General features: G+C 59.3%; 19 protein-coding genes and 1 pseudogene. 13 read left to right on the top strand and 7 right to left on the bottom strand.

The window, feature by feature from the left end; all coding sequences use genetic code 11:
- The 5 genes and pseudogenes from araA (at position 1) to rluA (ending at position 8,401) form a co-directional block, all read left to right on the top strand.
- Positions 1–1,503: an L-arabinose isomerase gene (gene araA, locus AFK67_RS03515; protein ID WP_032966227.1), complete on the top strand. Its 1,503-nt coding sequence runs from the start codon at positions 1–3 to the stop codon at positions 1,501–1,503.
- 83 nt (positions 1,504–1,586) lie between these two features.
- Positions 1,587–2,282, top strand: coding sequence for an L-ribulose-5-phosphate 4-epimerase (gene araD, locus AFK67_RS03510; RefSeq protein ID WP_007747869.1), 696 nt, complete (start codon positions 1,587–1,589; stop codon positions 2,280–2,282).
- A 108-nt stretch (positions 2,283–2,390) separates the two neighbouring features.
- A pseudogene (polB, locus tag AFK67_RS03505) lies at positions 2,391–4,692 on the top strand (DNA polymerase II).
- 133 nt (positions 4,693–4,825) lie between these two features.
- Positions 4,826–7,732, top strand: coding sequence for an RNA polymerase-associated protein RapA (gene rapA / locus AFK67_RS03500; protein ID WP_007709901.1), 2,907 nt, complete (start codon positions 4,826–4,828; stop codon positions 7,730–7,732).
- A gap of 12 nt (positions 7,733–7,744) precedes the next feature.
- Positions 7,745–8,401, top strand: coding sequence for a bifunctional tRNA pseudouridine(32) synthase/23S rRNA pseudouridine(746) synthase RluA (rluA, locus tag AFK67_RS03495; RefSeq protein WP_007709905.1), 657 nt, complete (start codon positions 7,745–7,747; stop codon positions 8,399–8,401).
- An 82-nt stretch (positions 8,402–8,483) separates the two neighbouring features.
- On the opposite strand, the gene djlA is transcribed toward rluA, so the two are convergent.
- Positions 8,484–9,302 carry a co-chaperone DjlA gene (gene djlA / locus AFK67_RS03490; RefSeq protein WP_007709908.1) on the bottom strand — a complete coding sequence of 273 codons (819 nt, stop codon included), beginning with the start codon at positions 9,300–9,302 and terminating at the stop codon, positions 8,484–8,486.
- A 183-nt stretch (positions 9,303–9,485) separates the two neighbouring features.
- On the opposite strand from djlA, the gene lptD reads away from it, so the two are divergent.
- The 6 genes from lptD to apaH are packed head-to-tail and all read left to right on the top strand — an operon-like array spanning position 9,486 to position 16,238.
- On the top strand, positions 9,486–11,849 hold the full coding sequence (gene lptD, locus AFK67_RS03485) for an LPS assembly protein LptD (RefSeq protein WP_007709915.1): 2,364 nt from the start codon (positions 9,486–9,488) through the stop codon (positions 11,847–11,849).
- 53 nt (positions 11,850–11,902) lie between these two features.
- On the top strand, positions 11,903–13,189 hold the full coding sequence (gene surA, locus AFK67_RS03480; RefSeq protein WP_007709918.1) for a peptidylprolyl isomerase SurA: 1,287 nt from the start codon (positions 11,903–11,905) through the stop codon (positions 13,187–13,189).
- The gene (gene pdxA / locus AFK67_RS03475; RefSeq protein WP_032966229.1) at positions 13,189–14,184 is read left to right on the top strand and encodes a 4-hydroxythreonine-4-phosphate dehydrogenase PdxA; all 996 of its coding nucleotides are present in this window, start codon (positions 13,189–13,191) and stop codon (positions 14,182–14,184) included. The genes surA and pdxA overlap by 1 nt, the downstream gene beginning before the upstream one ends.
- Positions 14,181–15,002, top strand: a complete 822-nt coding sequence (gene rsmA / locus AFK67_RS03470; protein WP_007709924.1) for a 16S rRNA (adenine(1518)-N(6)/adenine(1519)-N(6))-dimethyltransferase RsmA — start codon at positions 14,181–14,183, stop codon at positions 15,000–15,002. Before pdxA ends, rsmA begins: the two co-directional genes overlap by 4 nt.
- Before the next feature lie 2 nt (positions 15,003–15,004).
- Positions 15,005–15,382 carry a Co2+/Mg2+ efflux facilitator ApaG/CorD gene (gene apaG / locus AFK67_RS03465; RefSeq protein WP_007709927.1) on the top strand — a complete coding sequence of 126 codons (378 nt, stop codon included), beginning with the start codon at positions 15,005–15,007 and terminating at the stop codon, positions 15,380–15,382.
- A gap of 4 nt (positions 15,383–15,386) precedes the next feature.
- Positions 15,387–16,238: a bis(5'-nucleosyl)-tetraphosphatase (symmetrical) ApaH gene (apaH, locus tag AFK67_RS03460; protein ID WP_007709930.1), complete on the top strand. Its 852-nt coding sequence runs from the start codon at positions 15,387–15,389 to the stop codon at positions 16,236–16,238.
- Positions 16,239–16,406: 168 nt separating this feature from the next.
- Here the strand turns inward: apaH and folA are convergent, their stop codons facing one another.
- On the bottom strand, positions 16,407–16,886 hold the full coding sequence (gene folA / locus AFK67_RS03455; RefSeq protein WP_004386239.1) for a type 3 dihydrofolate reductase: 480 nt from the start codon (positions 16,884–16,886) through the stop codon (positions 16,407–16,409).
- Positions 16,887–17,138: 252 nt separating this feature from the next.
- Here folA and AFK67_RS03450 point away from each other — a divergent pair, with 252 nt between their 5' ends.
- Positions 17,139–17,753, top strand: coding sequence for a LysE family transporter (locus AFK67_RS03450; protein ID WP_007709944.1), 615 nt, complete (start codon positions 17,139–17,141; stop codon positions 17,751–17,753).
- Positions 17,754–17,801: 48 nt separating this feature from the next.
- Here AFK67_RS03450 and kefC read toward each other — a convergent pair whose 3' ends face one another.
- On the bottom strand, positions 17,802–19,664 hold the full coding sequence (gene kefC, locus AFK67_RS03445) for a glutathione-regulated potassium-efflux system protein KefC (protein WP_007709947.1): 1,863 nt from the start codon (positions 19,662–19,664) through the stop codon (positions 17,802–17,804).
- Positions 19,657–20,187 (bottom strand): glutathione-regulated potassium-efflux system oxidoreductase KefF, encoded by a 531-nt coding sequence (kefF, locus tag AFK67_RS03440; protein WP_007709949.1) that lies wholly within the window; start codon positions 20,185–20,187, stop codon positions 19,657–19,659. Before kefF ends, kefC begins: the two co-directional genes overlap by 8 nt.
- Positions 20,188–20,385: 198 nt before the next feature.
- Between kefF and AFK67_RS03435 the strand changes: the two genes are divergently transcribed.
- Positions 20,386–20,772, top strand: coding sequence for a putative T6SS immunity periplasmic lipoprotein (locus AFK67_RS03435; protein ID WP_007709953.1), 387 nt, complete (start codon positions 20,386–20,388; stop codon positions 20,770–20,772).
- 67 nt (positions 20,773–20,839) lie between these two features.
- Here AFK67_RS03435 and AFK67_RS03430 read toward each other — a convergent pair whose 3' ends face one another.
- The 3 genes from AFK67_RS03430 to carB all read right to left on the bottom strand — a co-directional run bounded on the left by AFK67_RS03430 (position 20,840) and on the right by carB (position 25,452).
- Entirely contained in the window at positions 20,840–21,073 is a 234-nt protein-coding gene (locus AFK67_RS03430; protein WP_007709955.1) for a YgdI/YgdR family lipoprotein, read from the bottom strand.
- A gap of 131 nt (positions 21,074–21,204) precedes the next feature.
- On the bottom strand, positions 21,205–22,068 hold the full coding sequence (locus tag AFK67_RS03425) for a hypothetical protein (RefSeq protein ID WP_007747379.1): 864 nt from the start codon (positions 22,066–22,068) through the stop codon (positions 21,205–21,207).
- Positions 22,069–22,227: 159 nt separating this feature from the next.
- Positions 22,228–25,452, bottom strand: a complete 3,225-nt coding sequence (gene carB / locus AFK67_RS03420; RefSeq protein WP_007709963.1) for a carbamoyl-phosphate synthase large subunit — start codon at positions 25,450–25,452, stop codon at positions 22,228–22,230.
- Positions 25,453–25,463 lie beyond the last annotated feature (11 nt).

Below are 25,463 nucleotides of genomic sequence, written 5' to 3'. Positions count from 1 at the left end.
ATGACAATTTTCGATCAATACGAAGTGTGGTTTGTGATTGGCAGCCAGCACCTTTACGGCCCTGAAACGCTGCGTCAGGTGAATCAGCACGCCGAGCAGGTGGTGAATGCGCTGAACGCCGAAGCAAAACTGCCGTGCAGGCTGGTGTTAAAGCCGCTCGGCACCACACCGGACGAAATCACCGCCATCTGTCGTGACGCTAACTACGACGATAAATGCGCGGGCCTGGTGGTGTGGCTGCACACCTTCTCGCCAGCCAAGATGTGGATCAACGGCCTGTCCATCCTCAACAAACCGCTGCTGCAGTTCCATACCCAGTTCAACGCCCAGATCCCGTGGGGCAGCATCGACATGGACTTTATGAACCTGAACCAGACCGCCCACGGCGGCCGCGAGTTCGGCTTCATCGGCGCGCGTATGCGTCTGCAACACAGCGTCGTGACCGGCCACTGGCAGGATAAGCAGTCCCAGGGGCGTCTCGGTGCGTGGATGCGTCAGGCGGTGTCGAAACAGGATACCCGCCATCTGAAAGTGGCGCGTTTTGGCGACAACATGCGTGAAGTCGCGGTGACCGAAGGGGATAAAGTCGCGGCGCAGATCAAGTTTGGTTTTTCGGTGAACACCTGGGGCGTGGGCGACCTGGTGGCTATCGTTAATGACGTCAGCGAAGGCGATATCAACGCGCTGGTGGATGAATATGAAAGCAGCTACCGCCTGACCGCCGCCGCGCAGATCAACGGCGATAAACGCCAGAACGTTATCGACGCGGCGCGCATCGAGCTTGGCATGAAGCGCTTCCTGGAGGACGGCGGCTTCCACGCCTTCACCACCACGTTTGAAGATCTGCACGGCCTGAAACAGCTGCCGGGCCTCGCGGTTCAGCGCCTCATGCAGCAGGGCTACGGCTTTGCGGGTGAAGGCGACTGGAAAACCGCCGCGCTGCTGCGCATCATGAAAGTGATGTCCACCGGCCTTGAAGGCGGCACCTCCTTTATGGAGGACTACACCTACAACTTCGAAAACGGCAACGACATGGTGCTGGGTTCCCACATGCTGGAAGTCTGCCCGACCATCGCCACGCCGGAAAAACCGATCCTCGACGTGCAATACCTCGGCATCGGCGGCAAAGCCGATCCGGCGCGCCTGATCTTCTCGACCACCACCGGCCCGGCGGTGAACGCGAGCCTTATCGATCTGGGCGATCGCTTCCGTCTGCTGGTGAACTGCGTCGACGCGGTGGAAACCCCGCACTCCCTACCGAAGCTGCCGGTCGCCAACGCGCTGTGGAAAGCCCAGCCGGATCTGCCAACGGCCTCTGAAGCCTGGATCCTCGCAGGCGGCGCGCACCACACCGTCTTCAGCCAGGCCCTGACGCTCGACGACATGCGCCTGTTCGCTGAAATGCACGACCTTGAACTTGCCGTTATCGACAACGACACCCGCCTGCCGGCCTTTAAAGACGCGCTGCGCTGGAATGAAGTCTATTACGGCTTCAAACGTTAACGCACGACTGCCCGACGGCGCTCGTTGACCGGCCTGTGATATCGCAGGCCGTACGCGACGCGCCCTCCGGCATGGAGACGACAATGTTAGAAGAACTCAAGCGCCAGGTGCTGGAAGCCAATCTGGCGCTGCCAAAGCACAATCTGGTGACGCTGACGTGGGGGAACGTCAGCGCGGTTGACCGCGAGCGCGGCGTGTTGGTTATCAAGCCCTCCGGCGTCGATTACACCCTGATGACCGCCGACGATATGGTGGTAGTCAGCATCGAGACCGGCGAGGTCGTCGAAGGCACCAAAAAGCCCTCTTCCGACACGCCGACTCACCGCCTGCTCTATCAACAGTTCCCGACCATCGGCGGCATCGTGCATACCCATTCGCGCCACGCCACCATCTGGGCGCAGGCGGGTCTGCCTATCCCGGCGACCGGTACGACGCATGCCGACTACTTCTACGGCGCGATCCCCTGCACCCGTAAAATGACGGATGAAGAGATTAACGGCGCGTATGAATGGGAAACCGGCGTGGTGATCGCTGAAACCTTCCGTGAACACGACATCGACCCGGCCCAGATGCCCGGCGTGCTGGTGCATTCGCACGGCCCTTTCGCCTGGGGCAAAGACGCGGTCGACGCCGTGCATAACGCGATTGTGCTGGAAGAAGTGGCTTATATGGGCATCTTCTGCCGCCAGCTCGCGCCCGAACTGCCGGACATGCAGCAGACGCTGCTGGATAAACACTACCTGCGCAAACACGGCGCAAAAGCGTATTACGGGCAGTAAAACCGCGCCCGGCAGCGCCGCCGGGCGAAAATACACCTGTATAAAACCCCAGCAAAACACCCTCAACCAGGCTATAATCACGCCTGGTTTTTTACGTGAGTACGCAGCGTGGCTGAAGCGCATCAGGGGTTTATTTTAAGCCGACACTGGCGGGATACCCCGCAGGGCACAGAGATTGAATTCTGGCTGGCGACGGACGCCGGGCCGCTGCGGGTTTGCCTGCCGCCGCAGGAGTCGGTGGCGTTTATCCCGCAGGCCGAACGTCCGCGCGCCGAAAGCCTGCTGACGCAGGAGAACGACGCGCGCTTCGCACCGCCAGCTGATGCGCCTTGATAAGCTGCTGCGCGAGAACGGCGTAACGGTCTACGAGGCGGATATCCGCCCACCGGAGCGCTTTCTGATGGAGCGCTTTATCACCGCCCCCGTGTGGGTCAGCGGCGAGCGTCAGGGCGACCGGTTAATTAACGCCCGCCTGAAACCCAATCCGCACTATCGCCCGCCGCTCAAATGGGTGTCGCTGGATATCGAAACCACCCGCCACGGCGAGCTGTACTGCATTGGTCTCGAAGGCTGCGGCTCCCGCGTGGTGTACATGCTCGGGCCGGAGAACGGCGACGCCTCTGGTCTCGATTTCGAACTGGAATATGTCGCAAGCCGCCCGCAGCTGATTGAAAAGCTCAACGCCTGGTTCGCCCGGCACGATCCGGACGTGCTGATAGGCTGGAACGTCGTCCAGTTCGATCTGCGTATGCTGCAAAAACATGCCGAGCGCTACGGCGTGCCGCTGCGGCTCGGTCGCGGCGGCAGCGATCTGGAGTGGCGCGAGCACGGGTTTAAAAACGGCGTGTTTTTCGCACAGGCGCCCGGGCGGCTGATTATCGACGGCATCGAGGCGCTAAAATCCGCCTTCTGGAATTTCTCGTCGTTTTCGCTGGAGGCGGTGTCGCAGGAGCTGCTCGGCGAAGGCAAAGCCATCGACAATCCGTGGCAGCGCATGGAGGAGATTGACCGCCGTTTCGCCGAAGACAAACCCGCGCTCGCCACCTATAACCTGAAAGACTGCGAGCTGGTGACGCGCATTTTCCATAAAACGGAGATTATGCCGTTTCTGCTGGAGCGCGCCACGGTCAACGGCCTGCCCGTTGACCGGCACGGCGGTTCGGTGGCGGCGTTCAGCCACCTCTATTTTCCGCGTATGCACCGCGCGGGCTTCGTGGCGCCGAACCTCGGCGCGGTGCCGCCGCAGGCAAGCCCCGGCGGCTATGTGATGGATTCGCAGCCCGGCCTGTATGACTCGGTGCTGGTGCTGGATTACAAAAGCCTCTACCCGTCGATTATTCGCACCTTTCTTATCGACCCGGTCGGTCTGGTGGAAGGGCTCGGCGCGCCGCACAGCGCGGCGAGCGTGGAAGGCTTTATCGGCGCCTGGTTTTCGCGCAAAACGCACTGCCTGCCGGCAATCGTCACGCAGATCTGGCAGGGGCGCGAAGAGGCCAAACGGCTTGGCAACAAACCGCTCTCCCAGGCCCTGAAAATCATTATGAATGCGTTTTACGGCGTGCTCGGCACCAGCGCGTGCCGCTTCTTCGACCCGCGCCTCGCCTCTTCTATTACCATGCGCGGCCATGACATCATGCGTCAGACCAAAGCGCTTATCGAAGCGCAGGGTTACACGGTGATTTACGGCGACACCGACTCCACCTTCGTGTGGCTGAAAAGCCCGCACGGCGAAGCGGAGGCCGCGCAGACAGGCCAGCGGCTGGTGGCGCACGTTAACGCGTGGTGGAAACAGCATCTGCAGGAGAGCATGGGGCTTGAGAGCGCGCTGGAGCTGGAGTTTGAAACCCACTTCTGCCGTTTTCTGATGCCGACGATCCGCGGCGCGGAGACCGGCAGCAAGAAGCGCTACGCGGGGCTGATTCAGGAAGGAGACCGCCAGCGCATGGTGTTTAAAGGGCTTGAAACAGTGCGTACCGACTGGACGCCGCTTGCCCAGCAGTTCCAGCAGGATCTCTACCTGCGGATTTTTCGCCGCGAGCCGTATCAGGATTACATCCGCGATACCATCGCCCGGCTGATGGCGGGCGAACTGGACGACAGACTGGTCTATCGCAAGCGCCTGCGCCGCCCGCTCAGCGAATATCAGCGCAACGTGCCGCCGCATGTTCGCGCGGCGCGGCTGGCCGATGAGCATAACGCGCGCCTCGGACGTCCGGCGCAGTATCAGAACCGCGGCACCATTAAATATGTCTGGACGGTAAACGGCCCGGAGCCGGTGGATTATCAGCAGGGCGCGCTCGACTACGATCACTATTTAACGAAGCAGTTAGAGCCCGTCGCCGATGGGATCTTACCCTTCATGGAAGATGACTTTGCTACACTGATGACAGGGCAGATGGGGCTTTTTTGACGCGTGACGAACGTCCTGCCATCCAGTACCATAGCGCCCTTTTCACATCACCCTGATTGCGACACCCCGCCTGCGCGCAGGCGGGAGTCATACTATTGCCTGCACATTTGATAAGAGAATAGAGCCGATATATATGCCTTTTACACTTGGTCAACGCTGGATCAGCGATACGGAAAGCGAACTGGGACTGGGCACCGTGGTGGCGATCGACGCCCGCATGGTGACCCTGCTTTTCCCGGCTACCGGTGAAAATCGTCTGTATGCCCGAAATGACTCCCCGGTCACTCGCGTGATGTTCAACCCCGGCGATACCGTGACCAGCCACGAAGGCTGGCAGTTGAAAGTGGCTGAAGTAAAGGAAGAGAACGGCTTACTTATTTATATCGGCACCCGTCTGGATACGCTTGAGGAAAATGTCACGCTGCGCGAAGTGTTCCTCGACAGCAAGCTGGTGTTCAGCAAACCGCAGGACCGTCTGTTCGCCGGTCAGATTGACCGCATGGACCGTTTCGCCCTGCGCTTTCGCGCCCGCAAATACCAGAGCGAACAGTACCGGATGCCGTGGAGCGGCCTGCGCGGCCAGCGCACTAACCTTATCCCGCACCAGCTGAATATCGCCAACGACGTGGGCCGCCGCCATGCGCCGCGCGTCCTGCTGGCGGACGAAGTAGGCCTCGGCAAAACCATCGAAGCCGGGATGATCATTCATCAGCAGCTGCTTGCGGGCGCTGCCGAGCGCGTGCTGATTGTCGTGCCGGAAACGCTCCAGCACCAGTGGCTGGTGGAGATGCTGCGCCGCTTCAACCTGCGTTTTTCGCTGTTCGACGACGAGCGCTATACCGAAGCCCAGCACGAATCTGACAACCCGTTCGACACCGAACAGCTGGTCATCTGCTCGCTCGATTTCGTGCGCCGTAATAAGCAGCGCCTTGAGCACCTGTGCGACGCCGAGTGGGACCTGCTGGTGGTGGACGAAGCGCACCACCTGGTCTGGAGCGAGGACGCGCCGAGCCGCGAATATCAGGCGATTGAACAACTGGCCGAACGCGTGGCGGGCGTGCTGCTGCTGACCGCGACGCCGGAACAGCTCGGCATGGAGAGCCACTTCGCGCGCCTGCGCCTGCTGGACCCGAGCCGTTTCCACGATTTCGCGCAGTTTGTCGAAGAGCAGCAGAACTACCGCCCGGTGGCGGACGCCGTCGCGCTGCTGCTGGCGGGCACGCACCTTAGCGATGAACAGCTCAACACCTTAAGCGAGCTGATTGGCGAGCAGGATATCGAGCCGCTGCTGCAAACCGCCAACAGCGACCGCGACGGCGCTGGTGCCGCGCGTCAGGAGCTGGTCTCAATGCTGATGGACCGCCACGGCACCAGCCGTGTGCTGTTCCGTAACACCCGCAACGGCGTGAAAGGCTTCCCGCAGCGCGAGCTGCACACCATTAAGCTGCCGCTGCCGACCCAGTACCAGACCGCCATTAAAGTCTCCGGCATCATGGGCGCGCGTAAATCTGCCGAAGAACGCGCGCGCGATATGCTCTACCCTGAGCAGATTTATCAGGAGTTTGAAGGCGACAGCGGCACCTGGTGGAACTTCGACCCGCGCGTGGAGTGGCTGATGGGCTACCTCACCAGCCATCGCTCGCAAAAAGTGCTGGTGATCTGCGCCAAAGCGGCCACCGCGCTGCAGCTGGAGCAGGTGCTGCGCGAGCGCGAAGGCATCCGCGCCGCCGTGTTCCATGAAGGCATGTCGATTATCGAGCGCGACCGCGCGGCGGCCTGGTTTGCCGAAGAAGATACCGGCGCGCAGGTGCTGCTGTGCTCGGAAATCGGCTCCGAAGGGCGCAACTTCCAGTTCGCAAGCCAGCTGGTGATGTTCGACTTGCCGTTCAACCCCGATCTGCTGGAGCAACGTATCGGCCGTCTGGATCGTATCGGCCAGGCGCACGATATTCAGATCCACGTGCCGTACCTCGAAAAAACCGCGCAGTCGGTGCTGGTGCGCTGGTATCACGAAGGCCTGGACGCGTTCGAGCATACCTGCCCGACCGGCCGCGCCATCTACGACAGCGTTTATGAGCAGCTGATTGGTTATCTGGCCGCGCCGGAAAACACCGAGGGCTTTGACGACCTCATTCAGGCGTGCCGCAAACAGCATGATGAACTGAAAGCGCAGCTGGAACAGGGCCGCGATCGCCTGCTGGAGATCCACTCCAACGGCGGCGAAAAAGCCCAGCAGCTCGCTGACGCCATCGCCGAACAGGATGACGATACGGGGCTTGTGAACTTCGCCATGAACCTGTTCGACATCGTGGGCATTAATCAGGACGACCGCGGCGAGCATATGATTGTGCTGACGCCGTCCGATCACATGCTGGTGCCGGATTTCCCTGGCCTGCCGGAAGATGGCTGCACCATCACCTTTAGCCGTGACGTGGCGCTGTCGCGCGAAGACGCGCAGTTCATCACCTGGGAGCATCCGCTTATCCGCAACGGTCTGGATCTTATCCTCTCCGGCGATACTGGCAGTTGCACGATTTCTCTGCTGAAGAACAAGGCGCTGCCGGTCGGCACGCTGCTGCTGGAGCTTATCTACGTGGTGGAAGCCAAAGCGCCGAAGCAGCTGCAGCTCAACCGCTTCCTGCCGCCGACGCCGGTGCGCATGCTGCTCGATAAAAACGGCAATAACCTGGCAGGCCAGGTGGAGTTTGAAAGCTTCAACCGCCAGCTGAGCGCCGTTAACCGCCACACCGGCAGCAAGCTGGTGAATGCGGTACAGCAGGAAGTGCACGCGATCATTCAGGGCGGCGAAGCCCAGGTGGAAAAAGCGGCCCGCGAGCTTATCGACGCGGCGCGCCAGGAAGCCGATGACAAGCTCACCGCCGAACTGTCGCGCCTCGAAGCGCTGCGCGCCGTGAACCCGAACATTCGCGACGACGAGCTGGCGGCTATCGAGCAAAACCGCCAGCAGGTGCTGGAGAATCTCAACCAGGCGAGCTGGCGGCTGGATGCGCTGCGTCTCATCGTGGTGACCCACCAGTAACCGGAGCGAAACATGCTGGACGTCTACAACCCGCCGCAGGATCCCTGGCTGCTCATCCTTTATCAGGATGAACACATCATGGTGGTGAATAAACCGAGCGGTTTACTCTCCGTGCCGGGGCGACTCGACGAGCATAAAGACAGCGTGATGACCCGTATTCAGCGCGATTTCCCGACGGCGGAGTCGGTGCATCGCCTGGATATGGCCACCAGCGGGGTGATTGCCGTCGCGCTGACTAAAGCCGCGGAGCGCGAGCTCAAGCGGCAGTTTCGCGAACGCGAGCCGAAAAAGCAGTACGTGGCGCGCGTCTGGGGACACCCGGAGAAGGCGGAAGGCGTGGTGGATTTGCCGCTGATTTGCGACTGGCCGAACCGGCCAAAGCAGAAGGTCTGCTTCGAAACCGGCAAGGCGGCGCAAACCGAGTACGAGGTGCTGGAGTACGCGGATGACCACACCGCCCGCGTGCTGCTTAAGCCCATTACCGGGCGTTCGCATCAGTTGCGCGTACATATGATGGCGCTTGGGCATCCGATCCTCGGGGATAAGTTTTACGCTACCCCGCAGGCGCTCGCACTGGCGCCGCGCCTGTTGCTGCACGCCGAACAGCTCACCATTACCCACCCGGCCTACGGCACGCCGATGACGTTCCGGGCGCCCGCGGATTTTTAAACCGTCCGTGACCCGTAAAAAGAAAAAGAGACGCAAAAGCGTCTCTTTTTTTATGGCCCAACGGTCATGGCGCGAGGTTGTCTTAACGAAACCCTTTCGCCGTTTTGATGAGATCGTAGGCTTTCTGGATTTCCTGCGCTTTTTCCTGCGCCATTTGCATCATCTGCGGCGGCAGGCCTTTAGCGACCAGCTTGTCAGGGTGATGCTCGCTCATCTGCTTGCGGTAAGCGCGCTTGATGGTCGTCGCGTCGTCGGTGGTTTTAACGCCCAGCACGTTGCAGGCGTCTTCCAGCGTCGGCGCGCGCGAAGCCTGTTGCGGCTCGCCGCTGCCGCTGCCCCAGGATTGCTGACCGCCGCCAAACTGCGCGCCGCCCTGCATCATGCGCAGGAACTGATCGAACTGCATGCGGGAAATGCCCAGCTCCTCGCCAATCACATACAGCACGTCGCGCTCTTTCGGGTGCAGCGAGCCGTCCGCGAAGGCGGTCTGGATCTGAATTTCCAGAAACATCCGAATCAGATCGAAGCGGCCAAAACAGACGCTGCGCAGCTGACGCATTTTATCGCGCAGCGGATAGTCATTCTCCTTGCCGACGCGAAACGCGTTGCGGGCTGCGTCTCGCGACGTCCCGTGCAGGTTCATGCGATCCATAAACTGCGTCGCCACCTGAATATCGGCTTCGGTGACACGACCTTTCGATTTGGTCAGGTGTCCCATCACCTCAAACGTGGTGGCGAAGAAGAGCGACTGACGTTCCTGCTGGCTGGTGAACCAGACGGTACGGCGGCTGCGCGCTTTGTCTATCATATGGCCTATCACCAGGCCGAGGATGACGCCCCAGACTCCACCGCCGACCAGCAGCCCGGTGAGCCCTCCAACCAGTTTTCCCCAATACTGCATATACTCCCCAAATCGTCATGCCGTCAGCCAGAAATTCCTTTATCATACCTGCCATTTAAAGCGGTGCCTAACCGGCAGGCAGAAAAGCAGACAGGATAACACTGGCGCTGTAGTGATGAGTAAGTTAGTCTCTGACCGTTTGCCGACGCGAAGCCATTGATGATGGAACCACGAATAACTCGTATGAAAAAACGTATTCCCACCTTGCTGGCCACCATGATTGGCACAGCCCTTTACAGCCAACAAGGCATGGCTGCCGATCTTGCTTCTCAGTGTAAGCTTGGCATTCCCACCTACAACCGTCCTCTGGTGCAGGGCGAGCCTAACCAGCTGCCGGTGACGATTAACGCCGATCACGCTAAAGGTAACTACCCGGACGACGCGGTGTTTACCGGTAATGTGGATATTCAGCAAGGTAATGGTCGCCTGCAGGCGGATGAAGTGCAGCTTCATCAGAAACAAGCGGAAGGCCAGCCAGAGCCCGTGCGCACGGTCGATGCCCTGGGTAATGTGCACTATGATGACAATCAGGTCATCCTGAAAGGTCCTAAAGCGTGGGCAAATTTAAATACTAAAGATACGAACGTCTGGCAGGGCGACTACCAGATGGTTGGCCGTCAGGGACGCGGTACTGCGGATGTCATGAAGCAGCGCGGTCAAAACCGCTACACCATCCTGGAAAACGGCTCCTTTACGTCGTGTCTGCCGGGCTCTGACACCTGGAGCGTAGTCGGCAGCGAAGTGATCCACGACCGTGAAGAGCAGGTCGCGGAAATCTGGAACGCGCGCTTTAAGCTTGGCCCGGTGCCGGTGTTCTACAGCCCTTATTTACAGCTGCCGGTCGGCGACAAACGCCGCTCAGGCTTCCTGATCCCGAACGCGCAGTACAGTAAAAGCAACTATTTCGAGTTTTCCTTACCGTACTACTGGAATATCGCGCCGAACTTCGACGCCACCATTACGCCGCACTATATGCATAAGCGCGGCAATGTGCAGTGGCAGAATGAATTCCGCTACCTGACCCGTGCGGGCGCGGGCCTGATGGAGTTCGATTATCTGCCTTCCGATAACGTCTATCAGGACGAGCATCCGGAAATGGGTGATAAACACCGCTGGCTGTTCTACTGGCAGCATGGCGGCGTGATGGATCAGGTGTGGCGCTTTAACGTTAACTACACCAAAGTCAGCGACACCAGCTACTTCAACGATTTTAATTCTAAATACGGCTCAAGTACCGACGGCTACGCGACGCAGTTCTTCAGCGTTGGCTATGCGGTGCAGGACTTCGACGCAACGCTTTCCGCGCGCCAGTTCCAGGTCTTCGATGCTAACCGGGGCAGCGCCTACCGCGCCGAGCCGCAACTGGATGTCAACTTCTACCAGAACGACGTCGGCCCGTTTGATGCTCGCCTCTACGCGCAGGCGGTCCACTTCACTAACGTGAACGAAAACCTGCCGGAAGCGACGCGTCTGCATCTTGAGCCGACCATCAACCTGCCGATGTCTAACGACTGGGGCAGCCTGAATGCCGAAGCGAAGCTGCTGGCGACCCACTATCAGCAGGATAATCTGGAACGCTACCGGGCGTATCGCGGCGGCAGCAACGAGGCGGCGAACAACCTGGAAGACTCCGTTAACCGCGTCCTTCCGCAGTTTAAGCTCGACGGCAAAATGGTATTTGAGCGCGACGCCAGCCTTATCGGCGACGGCTTTACCCAGACGCTGGAGCCGCGTGCCCAGTATCTCTACGTGCCGTACCGCGATCAGAGCACTATTAACAACTACGACTCTTCGCTGCTGCAGTCCGATTACTCCGGCCTGTTCCGCGACCGTACCTATGGCGGCCTCGACCGTATCGCCTCCGCGAACCAGGTCACGACCGGCGTCACGTCGCGCGTTTATGACGACGCCTCCGTTGAACGTTTTAACGTTTCTGTGGGTCAAATCTACTACTTCACCCAGTCCCGTACCGGCGATGACGATATCAACTGGGAGAAGAATAAAGATACCGGCTCGATGGTCTGGGCGGGCGACACCTACTGGCGCATCAGCGATCGCTGGGGTCTGCGCGGCGGCGTGCAGTATGACGCGCGTCTTGCGAACGTCGCCACCGGCAACGGCGTGCTTGAATATCATCGCGATGAAGATCGTGTGGTACAGCTGAACTACCGTTACGCCAGCCCTGAGTACATTCAGGCGACGCTGCCTTCCTATTCGACGGCAGAACAGTATAAAGACGGTATCAATCAGGTGGGCATGACGGCGAGCTGGCCGATTGTGGATCGCTGGTCGGTGGTGGGCGCGTACTACTACGACACGAATGCCAACGAAGCGGCCGATCAAATGCTCGGCGTGCAGTATAACTCCTGCTGTTATGCCATTCGCGTCGGTTATGAGCGGAAACTCAACGGTTGGGAATCCGACAAGAGCAAATACGACGAAGTCATCGGCTTCAACATTGAGCTGCGTGGCCTGAGTTCCAACTACGGTCTCGGCACCCAGCAGATGCTGCGCTCGAATATTCTGCCGTATCAGCGCTCGATGTAATGCTCAGGTTTTGACACATTCTCCGCTTTGCGGTTAAACGAAATGGAAAAGGTATGAAGAACTGGAAAACGCTGCTTCTCGGTATCACCCTGGTGGTGAATACCAGCTTCGCTGCTCCGCAGGTTGTCGATAAAGTTGCAGCCGTCGTGAACAACGGCGTGGTACTGGAAAGTGACGTTGATGGCCTTATGCAGTCGGTAAAGCTTAATGCAAACCAGGCGGGCCAGCAGCTCCCGGACGACAGCACGCTGCGTCATCAGATCCTCGAACGTCTGATCATGGATCAGATTATGTTGCAGATGGGTCAGAAAATGGGCGTGAAAGTCAGCGATGAGCAGCTCGATCAGGCCATCGCCAATATCGCCAAACAAAACAATATGTCGCTCGATCAGATGCGTAGCCGTCTGGCCTACGATGGCCTGAACTACAACACCTATCGCGCGCAGATCCGCAAAGAGATGATCATCTCTGAAGTGCGTAATAACGAAGTGCGTCGTCGCGTCACTATCCTGCCCCAGGAAGTGGAAACGCTGGCCGAACAGGTTGGCAACCAGAACGACGCCAGCACCGAGCTGAACCTGAGCCACATTCTGATCCCGCTGCCGGAAAACCCGACCGCCGATCAGGTGAGCGAAGCGGAAGCCCAGGCGCGTTCAATTATCGATCAGGCGCGTAACGGCGGCGATTTCGGCAAACTGGCGATTACTTATTCCGCTGACCAGCAGGCGCTGAAAGGCGGCCAGATGGGCTGGGGACGTATTCAGGAGCTGCCTTCCGTCTTCGCTCAGGCGCTGAGCACCGCGAAGAAAGGCGACGTAATTGGCCCGATCCGCTCCGGCGTCGGCTTCCATATCATTAAAGTTAACGATCTGCGCGGCCAGTCTCAGACCGTGTCAGTGACAGAAGTTCACGCGCGCCACATTCTGCTGAAGCCGTCGCCGATCATGACCGATCAGCAGGCGCGTCTGAAGCTTGAAGAGATCGCCGCAGACATTAAGAGCGGGAAAACCACCTTTGCTCAGGCCGCGCGCGAGTTCTCGCAGGATCCGGGCTCCGCTAACCAGGGCGGCGATCTGGGCTGGGCAGCAGCGGACGTTTACGATCCGGCCTTCCGCGATGCGCTGATGAACCTCAGCAAAGGCCAGATGAGCACGCCGGTGCACTCCTCCTTCGGCTGGCACCTGATTGAGCTGATGGATACCCGTAAATCTGACCGCACCGATGCCGCGCAGAAAGATCGCGCCTACCGGATGCTGTTTAACCGCAAATTCTCCGAAGAAGTTGCCACCTGGATGCAGGAACAACGCGCCAGCGCTTACGTGAAAATTCTGAGCAACTAATGGTAAAAACGCCACGAGTGGTCATTACCCCCGGCGAGCCCGCCGGGATTGGCCCCGATCTGGTTGTTGCGCTTGCCCAGCACGCCTGGCCTGCGCAACTGGTGGTTTGCGCCGACCCGACGCTGCTCACAGCCCGGGCGGCGCAGCTCCAGTTACCGCTCACGCTATTGCCCTTCTCTTCCGACGCCCCCGCCTGCCCACAACCGGCGGGCACGCTCACTCTCCTGCCCGTCACCTTACAGGCGCCTGTCGTTCCCGGCACGCTGGAGGCGGCTAACGGCATTTATGTCGTCGAAACGCTGGCGCGCGCCTGCGATGGCTGCCTTAGCGGCGAATTCGACGCGCTGGTGACCGGGCCGGTACACAAAGGCATTATCAACGACGCGGGCATCCCGTTTACCGGGCATACCGAGTTTTTTGAAGCGCGCTCGGGTAGCGAGAAAGTGGTCATGATGCTCGCCACCGAAGCGCTACGCGTGGCGCTGGTGACTACGCATCTGCCGCTGAAAGCGGTGGCGGAGGCCATCACGCCGGATCTGCTGCGCCATATCCTCACCACGTTGCACCACGACCTGCAAAGCAAGTTCGGCATCGCGCAGCCGCATGTGCTGGTCTGCGGCCTGAACCCGCACGCGGGCGAAGGCGGTCATATGGGCACCGAGGAGATCGACACGATAATCCCGGTGCTGGAAGAGATGCGCGCGCGCGGGATGCATCTGACCGGCCCGCTACCGGCCGACACGCTTTTCCAGCCCAAATACCTCGAAAACGCCGATGCTGTGCTGGCGATGTACCACGATCAGGGTCTGCCCGTGCTAAAATACCAGGGATTTGGCCGCGCGGTGAACATTACGCTCGGCCTGCCTTTTATCCGCACGTCGGTCGATCACGGCACCGCGCTGGAGCTGGCAGGATCAGGAAATGCCAGCGTCGGCAGTTTTATTACGGCGCTTAATCTCGCCATCAGCATGGTTACGAACAGTAAGAATCAATGAATAATCGAGTCCATCAGGGCCATTTAGCCCGCAAACGCTTCGGGCAAAACTTCCTTAACGATCAGTTTGTGATCGACAGTATCGTCTCGGCGATTAACCCGCAGAAAGGCCAGGCGATGGTTGAAATCGGCCCAGGTCTGGCGGCGTTAACCGAGCCGGTGGGCGAACGCCTCGACCAGCTTACCGTTATCGAGCTGGACCGCGATCTCGCCGCGCGTCTGCAAACCCATCCGTTCCTCGGCCCGAAGCTGACTATCTATCAGCAGGACGCCATGACCATGAATTTCGGCGAACTCGCCGAGAAAATGGGGCAACCGCTGCGCGTGTTCGGCAACCTGCCGTATAACATCTCCACGCCGCTGATGTTCCACCTGTTTAGCTATACTGATGCGATTGCCGACATGCACTTCATGCTGCAAAAAGAAGTGGTCAACCGTCTGGTTGCCGGTCCGAACAGTAAAGCGTATGGTCGCTTAAGCGTGATGGCGCAATATTTCTGTCAGGTGATCCCGGTGCTCGAAGTGCCGCCGACCGCCTTTACGCCGCCGCCTAAAGTCGATTCCGCCGTGGTGCGCCTTGTGCCTCACGCCACGCCGCCGAACCCGGTGAAAGAGCTGCGTCTGTTAAGCCGCCTCACCACCGAAGCGTTTAACCAGCGTCGTAAAACGATCCGCAACAGCCTCGGCAATGTGTTCAGCCCGGAAGTGCTGACGTCGCTCGGCATCGATCCGGCCATGCGCGCGGAGAATATTTCTGTTGCGCAGTACTGCCAGATGGCGAACTATTTAGCTGATAATCCGCCCTCGAAGGAGAGCTAAACATGGTTGATTCACCCCGCGTTTGCGTACAGGTACAGAGCGTTTATATCGAGGCTCAGTCTTCTCCCGAGGATGAGCGTTTCGTCTTTGCCTATACCGTCACCGTCCGCAATCTGGGGCGAACGCCTGTTCAGCTGCTGGGCCGCTACTGGCTTATCACCAACGGCAACGGTAAAGAGACCGAAGTTCAGGGTGAAGGCGTGGTTGGGGTTCAGCCTCATATCCAGCCTGGCGGCGAATATCAGTACACCAGCGGCGCGGTTATTGAAACGCCGTTCGGCACCATGCAGGGCCATTATGAGATGGTAGACGACCAGGGCAACGGCTTCCGCCTTGATATCCCGGTTTTCCGCCTCGCCATTCCCACACTTATTCACTGATACGATGTCTACATATCTCATTGGCGACGTTCATGGTTGCTACGATGAACTGGTCGCGCTGTTACAGCAGGTCGAATTCACGCCTGGTAAAGATACGCTGTGGCTGACCGGCGATCTGGTGGCCCGCGGCCCCGGCTCGCTGGAAGTGCTGCGCTATGTGCGCTCATTGGGCGATGCCGTGCGCCTGGTGCTGGGCAACCACGATCTGCATCTGCTGGCCGTTTTCGCGGGCATCAGCCGTAATAAGCCGAAGGACAGGGTCACGCCGCTGCTGGAAGCGCCGGACGCTGACGAGCTTATCAACTGGCTGCGCCGTCAGCCGCTGTTGCAGGTGGATGAAGAGAAAAAGCTGGTGATGGCCCATGCGGGCATCACGCCGCAGTGGGATCTCGCCACCGCGCAGGCCTGCGCGCGCGATGTCGAAGCGGTACTCTCAAGCGACAGCTACCCGCTGTTTCTGGACGCGATGTATGGCGATATGCCAAACAACTGGTCGCCTGAGCTGACCGGCCTCGCCCGCCTGCGTTTTATCACCAATGCCTTTACGCGCATGCGTTACTGCTTCCCGAACGGCCAGCTGGATATGTACTGCAAGGAGAGCCCGGAAAGCGCGCCTGCGCCGCTGAAGCCGTGGTTCGCCATTCCCGGTCCGGTCGCCGACGAGTATGCGATTGTGTTCGGGCACTGGGCGTCGCTTGAAGGCAAAGGCACGCCGGAAAACATCTACGGGCTGGATACCGGCTGCTGCTGGGGTGGCACCCTCACCTGCCTGCGCTGGGAAGATAAAGCCGTTTTCACCCAGCACTCCAACCGCCAGACCGACAGCGACGACGATAAAGCAGCCGTCGCGTCCTGATTGTTTTTCTGTAAAAGGTGGATGCGCTTCGCTTATCCACCCTACATTCCAACGCTACCTTTAACCCAGGGCAGGTAAGCGAAGCGCCCTCGCCGTCGCAGCCCCATAAAAAAAGCGGACACGCCATGCGCCTCCGCTTTTTCAGTCCCACCGTTGCCTGAATGCGGCTTAACGGCGCTCGAGGATCTCGAAACAATAGCTGTGCGAGTTTTTCTCGTCGGCGTCATGAAACTCGCTAAATACCGACTGCCACTCGTCCGGCTCGTAATCCGGGAAATGGGTATCGCCTTCCACTTCCGCATCGATATGGGTGAGATAAAGACGCTGCGCGCGCGGCAGGAACTGCTCGTAAACGCGACCGCCGCCGATGACCATCACTTCTTCGGCATCGCCGCAGGCCTGCAGCGCCTCTTCCACGGAACGCACCCACACCACGCGATCGTCATCGCCAGGACGGCTGCTGAGCACGATGTTTTTACGCCCCGGCAGCGGACGACCGATCGACTCCCAGGTCAGACGCCCCATGATAACCGGTTTGTTAAGCGTGTTACGTTTAAACCAGGCGAGATCGGCAGGGAGGTCCCACGGCATGGCGTTTTCCATACCAATTACGCGATCCACCGCTAAGGCCGCAATCAGACTGATCATTGATAATTTCCCAGTGTAAAAAATTGCCGCCACTATACGGAAAGCGCAATCTTTAGTCGACTGGCGACCTGAACCAGGCGGAGAATTTTTTTCGTTCTGCTGTGCGGTGCACGATGCGCACGTTGCCGCCTGTGTGTTATCTGTTTGAAACCACACGCGCTTCGTCTTTACACCCCCGTAAAGCCCGCTGACGCAGATGCCAAAACAGGCCGAATGCTTTATAGTGCGCGCTCGCTGATGTGAGGATTGACCATGCTGGAAACCACTCTTTTTGTTGCCACCATTGCGGCGCTGGGCATGCTCTCGCCGGGCCCCGACTTCTTTCTGGTTATCAAAAACGCCGCGCGCTATCCCCGCAGCGCGGCGATGATGACGGCGGCGGGCGTGATCGCCGGCGTCATCACGCATATGACCTACTGTGTGGCGGGTATTGCGGTGGTGATTACCACGACACCCTGGCTTTTCGGCGCCCTGAAGTATGTCGGCGCGGCGTATCTGGTCTGGCTTGGTGTCAACGCGCTGCTGGCCCGCGGCACCACCAGCCTGGCGCTGGACGGCGTGGCGCAGGAATCCACCTCGCTTAAAAAAGCGTTTCTCCAGGGCTATCTTTGCAACCTGCTGAACCCGAAAGCCACGCTGTTTTTCCTGGCGATGTTTACTCAGGTGCTGAACGTCAATTCCGGCATGATGGAAAAGCTCTGGTACGCGGGCATTATCGTCGCGCTGACGCTGGTCTGGTGGCCGCTGCTGGTGTGGCTTATCCAGAGCGCGCCGGTGCGCCGCGGCCTCACCAAAGCGCAGAAAGTTATCGATAAACTGCTGGGCGGCATGCTGCTGGCGCTCGGGATCAAGGTGGCGCTCAGTTAACCCGCGCTCGCCCCGTATGAAAAGAAAACGCCCCTGACGGGGCGTTTTTTATGGCTGCGGTTTTATGGCCGGTTCATCGGCGTCGTCGCCGGTGTGCTTGCCCTCCTGCGTGCCCTGCCAGCCGTGACGCTGGATAAGCGACAGATGCGCGCGGTCTTCGCTGATAATCTCCGTCAGCATCGCGCTGGTGCGCCTGAAGGTCGCCGCGCGCGCCGTCGTGTCGTTATCGCCGTCGGCCATCTCATCGACCATTTGCTGGTTATAACAGCGGAACAGGTCGGCGCGCTCGCGCGCTTCGTAGCCGCCAATGCCAAGCTCCTCCAGCGCCATGCGCCCAACCCGCAGCGCGCCTTCGAACGTTTCACGCTCCGGCTGCGCGACGCCTGCCTGACGCAGCCGAATATAGTGGTCGACATCACGGGCGCGGGCGATGATCCGCACCTGCGGGAAGTGCGTCTGCACCAGCTCAGTCAGCTGTAAATTCGCCTGCGGATCGTCGATGGCGTTAATCAGCACTTCGGCTTTCGCCACCCCGGCAGACTCCAGCAGATCCACGCGCGTGGCGTCGCCATAAAACACTTTCATGCCGAACTTGCGCAGGGTTTCAATATGATCCGGGTCGTGATCGAGTACCACCATTTTGACGCCGCTTGAGAGCAGCAAACGGCCCGCAATCTGCCCGAAACGTCCGAAGCCCGCGATGATAACGCGCGGCTGCTCTTCGTCTATCTCGTCCGCCTCGCGCGCCTGCTGCTGCCCCGCTTTTTCAAGACGGCTTAACAGCACCAGCAGCAGCGGCGTCGCCGCCATCGAGAGCGCGACGGCGAGCGTCAGCGCCTTCGCCCATTCGGCATCCAGCACCTCTGCGCTGCGCGCCGCGCCGAAAATCACAAAGGCGAATTCGCTCCCCTGGCCTAACAGCACCGCGAACCAGCGCCGCTGACGGCCCGGCACGTTCAGCGGCTTCGCCACCAGCCACAGCGTCACGGTTTTAATCAGCAGGAAACCGAACAGCAGCGTCAGCACCCGCAGCGGATGCGCCACCAGCGTTCCGAAATCGATCGACATGCCGACACCGATGAAAAAGAGCCCCAGCAGCAGCCCTTTAAAGGGCTCGATATCGCTCTCCAGCGCATGCCGGTATTCAGAGCTCGCCAGCAGCACGCCCGCGAGAAACGCGCCCATCGCCATCGACAGCCCGGCCTCTTCCAGCAGCAGGCCGAAGCCGAACACCAGAAACAGCGCCACGGCGCTGAACACTTCCCGCAGGCCGGATCGCGCCACGAAGCGCAGGGCCGGGCGCGCCACAAAACGGCCGAGTAACACGACCAGCGCCAGCGCGCCGACCACTTTCAGCGCCGAGAGCAGAAACGCGCTGGCGGTCGTCGCCTCGCCGCTCGCAGCCAGCAACGGGATCATCGCCACCAGCGGAATGGCGGCGATATCCTGGAACAACAACACGGCGAACGCGCTGCGCCCCATCTGTGAAGCCGTCAGGTTACGCTCGTTCATCGCCTGCATGGCGATGGCGGTGGAGGAGAGCGCGAGCGTCAGGCCAATCAGGATCGCCACCTGCCAGCGTAACCCGAGCGCGACGCAAAAGCCGCCGAGCAGCAAGCCGCATGCGCCCATCTGCAACGCCCCGCCGCCAAACACCGACGCGCGCAGCTTCCACAGGCGTTGCGGATCCAGTTCAAGGCCAATGACAAACAGCATCAGCACCACGCCGATTTCGGCAAAATGCAGGATAGCCTGCGCGTCCGTCACCAGCCGCAATCCCCACGGGCCAATCAGCCCGCCCGCAATCAGATAACCGAGCACCGAGCCGAGCCCGAGGCGCACCGCGACCGGCACGATCAGCGCCGCCGACCCCAGGTAGATCAGCGCCTGAATGAGAGTATGACTATCCATGGTGATGCTCCTGCCAGTCGGTTAACCGTTTTTGATATTCGCGCGCCTTGCCTTCCAGCGTTTCGTCATCACATACAAAGGTGCGATGCATGACGTAGGGCGTCAGCCAGTTGAGACCGCAATAGAGCGCCGTCGCCTGCAGCGGCTGGGCGAGCACGTCAAAACCCGGATGATCGCCGATGTCAAAATGGTGTTTATCGCCGCCTGTCGTCACCGCCCACAGCACGCTTTTGCCCTTCAGCGCCGTGGCGCCTTTACCGTAGGCCCAGCCGTGAGCCAGCACTTTATCGATCCAGAGCTTGAAAAGCGGCGGCACGCTGTACCACTGCATCGGATGCTGCCAGACGATTAAATCGGCGCGGGCGAGCGCCTCCTGTTCGGCGGCGACGTTAATATTGAAATCAGGGTAAAGCTGGTAAAGCGAGCGCACTTCGAGTTCGTCCAGTCCCTGCACGTGCTCCAGCATCCGCCGGTTGGCGTGGGAGTGGCGCGGATAGGGATGCGCATAAATAATTAAAATCATAACCTTGCCTGTGTCGCTGCCCGTTAGAGGAATGGAATGAGTGTAGCCAGTTAACGGGCGCGCTTACAGGGACAATCCGCAGGGATATTGGCGTGAATACCGCCCGCCGACACGCGGCGCGGCGCATTCACGGGTGCCAGCCTCCGCGCGGGCAGGCATAATGTTCACTCCATCATCTGCGCCGCAAGGATTGCCGCTATGAAAAAATCACTTATTCCCGCGCTGGCCTGCCTCCTTTCAGGGTGTTTTCTCGGCGATCGCGTCAGTTTTCTGCCCGCGCAAACCGCGGTCGCCGACGGAAAGGTCTGCGTATCCGTCGATGAAGAATACGTACCCACGCCGGAAAAAATCCTGCGCGTGAGCGTCTGGAGTGACGAGGCGCAAGCCGATGTTTATGAAAAGAATCTGGTGACAAAGGCGTTGATGCTGGACGCGCGTCGCTGCGCGCCGGTGTTTGACGATTTTCATTTTGCGCCGGACAAGACCTATAGCGCGGCCGTCGACACGACGTCGCACAGGTATATCACGCGGGGATTTTCGGTTGTCACAACGGGGGAAGGCGTCGCGGTTCAGGACCACGACTGACGGGAATTCACCGCCCGGCGCATGAATACGGCGAATGCCGGACGCGGGCGGTGGAGTACGGGTCGCGTTAGTTATCCAGCTCGCTCATGGATTTAACCTGATCGCGGTTAATCTGCTCGGTCTGGCCGGTCTGCGCGTTTTTATACGACACCAGGCCAGTATCTTTATCGACTTCCGGTTTACCGTCGGTGACAACGGTGTTGCCATCCGTGGTTTTGACAGCCTGATTGGATGAACAGCCCGCCACGGTAAACAGTGTAGCGGCAGCAAAAATGGACGTTAACAGTAGGTTCGATCGCATGGTGTTCTCCCTGCTTTTCGTTGGTTTTAATCAATCACCTTATTATTTTAGATGTATGTACTGATAACGTGTGGAAATACAGAAGGTTCTGAGGCCGGGCACACGCTATGCGGATGCCCGGCGGTCAGCTATTACGGCTTGAGCTCGAGGATCGTGCCCATCATGGTGTGGTTAATATTGGTCATCACTTCGTAATAACGGGTCAGTTCTTCACCGCCCGCCTGAGGGCTGCGCCATTTCTCCCGGTTCTGTTTTTCAAACGCTTTCAGCAGATCTTTCTGATCGTCCGCCGACGGCGCGTGAATAAAGTCATTATAAATTTTGGTGGCTTCATTCAGGTTCTGCTGAAGTTCAGGAGATTTGAAATTTGCGGTGATAGCTGGCGGCTGATAGCTCGAATCCGTGATGCGCATATTCTCCGTGTATTCCACTGACGGAGAGAACTCGTTGTTATAAAAATGCTTAAAGTCCTCAACGCGGAAAATTTTGGTTTTGTAGTTATCGGCAGAGGTCGATGACATCGATTCCGGGAAGGCTTCTGTCGGCTGCAGCTCCCAGTTTTTCATTGAGTTATCGATAAAGAGCTCGCTGCCCATATCTTCGAACGGACCAGTAACAGTCTCCCCGTCAATCGTCAGGTTATGCACATCGCCATTTTCAGAAGTAGGTTTTACCCCTTCCGCCAGATATTTTTGTATCACATAAATATAGCGAGTACGGGTCGGGTTAATTAACCCGCTGACGCCCGAGCGAGGCCAGGCGCCAAATACGCTGAATTTGACTTTATCGCCATTTTCCAGCGTCAGCGTGTGTTGACCCGCGTCCAGTTTAATATTTTGTGATTCTTTAGCCGGAACCGTGATTTTCTGATCATCGACAGAAATTGCTAAGGGTTTCCCGGTCGGGTTATCAATCAGAAATTCTCGGCTCTCATTGCCGCCAAAGCAGGCGGTCAATGCCAGACAGGCACCCAAAAGCATGGCTCTTTTTAACACGTGTTTCTCCTTGAACGTGAAACTGGACTTCGGTAAACGATACGGCCTTAAGGGTAACGGATGACCACACCGGAATGAAAAATTAATTGGCTATCAAATTTAGGGGGGCGCCCGAAAAAAAAGCCAGCTTACGCTGGCTTTTTGGTCATGCATGACCGCTTACTTCGTGATTTGCGCGTGCATCTCCTGCACGGAAATCACTTTTTCTTTGGCATCCGCGTTTAGCGCCATGGCGGTGGCGAAGCCGCCGTTCAGCGTCGTGTCGTAATGCACTTTGTACTGCAGGGCGCTGCGGCGAATCAGCTTGGAGTCTTCAATCGCCTGGCGGCCTGCGGTGGTGTTGATGATGTAGGTGTATTCGCCATTCTTGATACGGTCCTGAATGTGCGGACGCCCTTCATGCACCTTGTTCACCAGACGCGGGTTAATGCCAGCCTCGCCCAGCACAATCGCGGTGCCGTGCGTCGCGTCGAGCTCGAAGCCGAACTTCAGCAGCTTGGCGGCGAGATCCACCACGCGCTCTTTATCGCCTTCACGCACCGAGAGCAGCGCGCGGCCCTGTTTCTTCATGGTGGAGTTGCTGCCGAGCTGCGCTTTGGCGAACGCCTCCGCGAAGGTGCGACCCACGCCCATGACTTCGCCGGTGGAGCGCATTTCCGGCCCCAGCAGCGGGTCGACGCCCGGGAATTTATTGAACGGCAGCACCACTTCTTTCACCGAGTAGTACGGCGGGATGATTTCTTTAGTCACGCCCTGCTCGCTCAGCGTCTGGCCGACCATTACGCGCGCCGCCACTTTCGCCAGCGGCACGCCGGTGGCTTTGGAGACGAACGGCACGGTACGCGCGGCGCGCGGGTTCACTTCAATCAGGTAGACTTCGTTGTCTTTGACCGCGAACTGGACGTTCATCAGGCCGCGCACCTGGAGCTCGAAGGCCAGCTTCTGTACCTGCTGGCGCATCACGTCCTGAATTTCCTGGCTTAAGGTATAGGCTGGCAGCGAGCACGCGGAGTCGCCGGAGTGCACGCCCGCCTGCTCGATGTGTTCCATAATGCCGCCAATCAGCACCTTTTCGCCGTCGCAGATGGCGTCCACGTCCACTTCAACGGCGTCGTCCAGGAAGCGGTCCAGCAGAACTGGCGCGTCGTTGGAGACGCTGACCGCCGTCTGGAAGTAGCGACGCAGGTCGGCTTCGTCGTAGACGATTTCCATCGCGCGGCCACCCAGCACATAAGACGGGCGCACCACCAGCGGGTAGCCGATTTCTTTCGCCTTCTCAACGGCCATCTCAATGGCGGTGACGGTGGCGTTCGCCGGCTGCTTCAGCTTCAGACGGTCTACCGCCTGCTGGAAACGCTCGCGGTCTTCGGCGCGGTCGATAGCATCCGGGCTGGTGCCGATAACCGGCACGCCTGCTGCTTCCAGCGCGCGCGCCAGTTTCAGCGGGGTCTGGCCGCCGTACTGCACGATAACGCCTTTCGGCTTCTCGATGCGCACGATTTCCAGCACGTCTTCCAGCGTCACCGGCTCGAAGTAGAGACGGTCGGAAGTGTCGTAGTCGGTCGAAACCGTTTCCGGGTTACAGTTGACCATGATGGTCTCGTAGCCGTCTTCGCGCAGCGCCAGTGCGGCGTGTACGCAGCAGTAGTCGAACTCAATGCCCTGGCCGATACGGTTCGGCCCGCCGCCCAGCACCATGATTTTTTCGCGATCCTGGTTCGGGTTGGCCTCGCACTCATCTTCATAGGTGGAGTACATGTAGGCGGTATCGGTGGCGAATTCCGCCGCGCAGGTATCCACACGCTTGTAGACCGGGTGCAGGTTGTACTGTTCGCGCAGCTTGCGGATTTCCGACTCGCTGACGCCCGCGAGTTTCGCCAGACGCGCATCGGCGAAGCCTTTACGCTTGAGCATCCGCAGGAAATCGGCATCAAGGCCGTTAATGCCCTGCTCGGCGACCTGCTCTTCCAGGCGCACCAGCTCTTCAATCTGCACCAGGAACCAGCGGTCGATGTTAGTAAGATTGAAAACACCGTCAACGGACAGCCCTGCACGGAAGGCATCAGCGATGTACCAGATACGCTCGGCGCCCGCGTCTTTCAACTCGCGGCGGATTTTGGTCAGCGCTTCCGGGTCGTCAAGGCTGACTTTCGGGTCGAAACCGGTCGCGCCCACTTCCAGGCCGCGCAGCGCTTTCTGCATCGATTCCTGCTGGGTGCGGCCAATCGCCATCACTTCGCCGACGGATTTCATCTGGGTGGTCAGGCGGTCGTTGGCGCCTGCGAATTTTTCAAAGTTAAAGCGCGGGATTTTGGTGACGACATAGTCGATGGACGGCTCGAACGATGCTGGCGTGCGGCCGCCGGTGATGTCGTTCATCAGCTCGTCGAGGGTGTAACCCACCGCCAGTTTTGCCGCAATTTTGGCAATCGGGAAACCGGTCGCTTTGGACGCCAGCGCCGAGGAGCGCGACACGCGCGGGTTCATCTCGATAACAATCAGGCGGCCATTTTTCGGGTTCACCGCAAACTGCACGTTGGAACCGCCGGTTTCGACGCCGATTTCACGCAGTACCGCCATCGAGGCGTTACGCATGATCTGGTATTCCTTGTCGGTCAGCGTCTGGGCCGGGGCCACGGTGATGGAGTCGCCGGTATGGATACCCATCGCGTCGAAGTTTTCGATAGAGCAGACGATGATGCAGTTGTCGTTCTTATCACGCACCACTTCCATCTCGTACTCTTTCCAGCCGATCAGCGACTCGTCAATCAGCAGCTCTTTGGTCGGGGAAAGGTCGAGGCCGCGGGCGCAGATCTCTTCGAACTCTTCGCGGTTATACGCGATGCCGCCGCCGGTGCCGCCCATCGTAAAGGACGGACGAATGATGCACGGGTAACCGACATCTGCCGCGACCGCCAGCGCTTCGTCCATCGTATGGGCGATGCCGGAGCGCGCGGTTTCCAGACCGATTTTCTTCATCGCCACGTCAAAACGGCGGCGGTCTTCGGCTTTATCAATCGCGTCGGCAGTCGCGCCAATCATGGTCACGCCAAACTCTTCCAGCACGCCCTGACGCTCCAGCTCCAGCGCGCAGTTCAGCGCCGTCTGGCCGCCCATCGTCGGCAGCACCGCGTCCGGGCGCTCTTTTTCGATGATTTTGCGCACAACTTCCCAGTGGATGGGCTCGATGTACGTCGCGTCGGCCATCTCCGGGTCGGTCATGATGGTTGCCGGGTTGGAGTTCACCAGGATAACGCGGTAGCCCTCTTCACGCAGCGCTTTACACGCCTGCGCGCCGGAGTAGTCGAATTCGCACGCCTGGCCGATAACAATCGGGCCTGCGCCAAGGATCAGGATGCTTTTAATGTCTGTACGTTTTGGCATTTTCTCTCGGG

The sequence above is a fragment of the Cronobacter dublinensis subsp. dublinensis LMG 23823 genome (assembly GCF_001277235.1).
Taxonomy (GTDB): Bacteria; Pseudomonadota; Gammaproteobacteria; order Enterobacterales; family Enterobacteriaceae; genus Cronobacter; species Cronobacter dublinensis.
This window is presented reverse-complemented; position numbering and strand designations above follow the sequence as displayed.

Excerpts from the sequence above, each read along its gene's own strand:
- araA (WP_032966227.1), top strand. The coding sequence starts at position 1 with ATGACAATTTTCGATCAATACGAAGTGTGGTTTGTGATTGGCAGCCAG.
- araD (WP_007747869.1), top strand. The coding sequence starts at position 1,587 with ATGTTAGAAGAACTCAAGCGCCAGGTGCTGGAAGCCAATCTGGCGCTG.
- rapA (WP_007709901.1), top strand. The coding sequence starts at position 4,826 with ATGCCTTTTACACTTGGTCAACGCTGGATCAGCGATACGGAAAGCGAA.
- rluA (WP_007709905.1), top strand. The coding sequence starts at position 7,745 with ATGCTGGACGTCTACAACCCGCCGCAGGATCCCTGGCTGCTCATCCTT.
- djlA (WP_007709908.1), bottom strand. The coding sequence starts at position 9,302 with ATGCAGTATTGGGGAAAACTGGTTGGAGGGCTCACCGGGCTGCTGGTC.
- lptD (WP_007709915.1), top strand. The coding sequence starts at position 9,486 with ATGAAAAAACGTATTCCCACCTTGCTGGCCACCATGATTGGCACAGCC.
- surA (WP_007709918.1), top strand. The coding sequence starts at position 11,903 with ATGAAGAACTGGAAAACGCTGCTTCTCGGTATCACCCTGGTGGTGAAT.
- pdxA (WP_032966229.1), top strand. The coding sequence starts at position 13,189 with ATGGTAAAAACGCCACGAGTGGTCATTACCCCCGGCGAGCCCGCCGGG.
- rsmA (WP_007709924.1), top strand. The coding sequence starts at position 14,181 with ATGAATAATCGAGTCCATCAGGGCCATTTAGCCCGCAAACGCTTCGGG.
- apaG (WP_007709927.1), top strand. The coding sequence starts at position 15,005 with ATGGTTGATTCACCCCGCGTTTGCGTACAGGTACAGAGCGTTTATATC.
- apaH (WP_007709930.1), top strand. The coding sequence starts at position 15,387 with ATGTCTACATATCTCATTGGCGACGTTCATGGTTGCTACGATGAACTG.
- folA (WP_004386239.1), bottom strand. The coding sequence starts at position 16,886 with ATGATCAGTCTGATTGCGGCCTTAGCGGTGGATCGCGTAATTGGTATG.
- AFK67_RS03450 (WP_007709944.1), top strand. The coding sequence starts at position 17,139 with ATGCTGGAAACCACTCTTTTTGTTGCCACCATTGCGGCGCTGGGCATG.
- kefC (WP_007709947.1), bottom strand. The coding sequence starts at position 19,664 with ATGGATAGTCATACTCTCATTCAGGCGCTGATCTACCTGGGGTCGGCG.
- kefF (WP_007709949.1), bottom strand. The coding sequence starts at position 20,187 with ATGATTTTAATTATTTATGCGCATCCCTATCCGCGCCACTCCCACGCC.
- AFK67_RS03435 (WP_007709953.1), top strand. The coding sequence starts at position 20,386 with ATGAAAAAATCACTTATTCCCGCGCTGGCCTGCCTCCTTTCAGGGTGT.
- AFK67_RS03430 (WP_007709955.1), bottom strand. The coding sequence starts at position 21,073 with ATGCGATCGAACCTACTGTTAACGTCCATTTTTGCTGCCGCTACACTG.
- carB (WP_007709963.1), bottom strand. The coding sequence starts at position 25,452 with ATGCCAAAACGTACAGACATTAAAAGCATCCTGATCCTTGGCGCAGGC.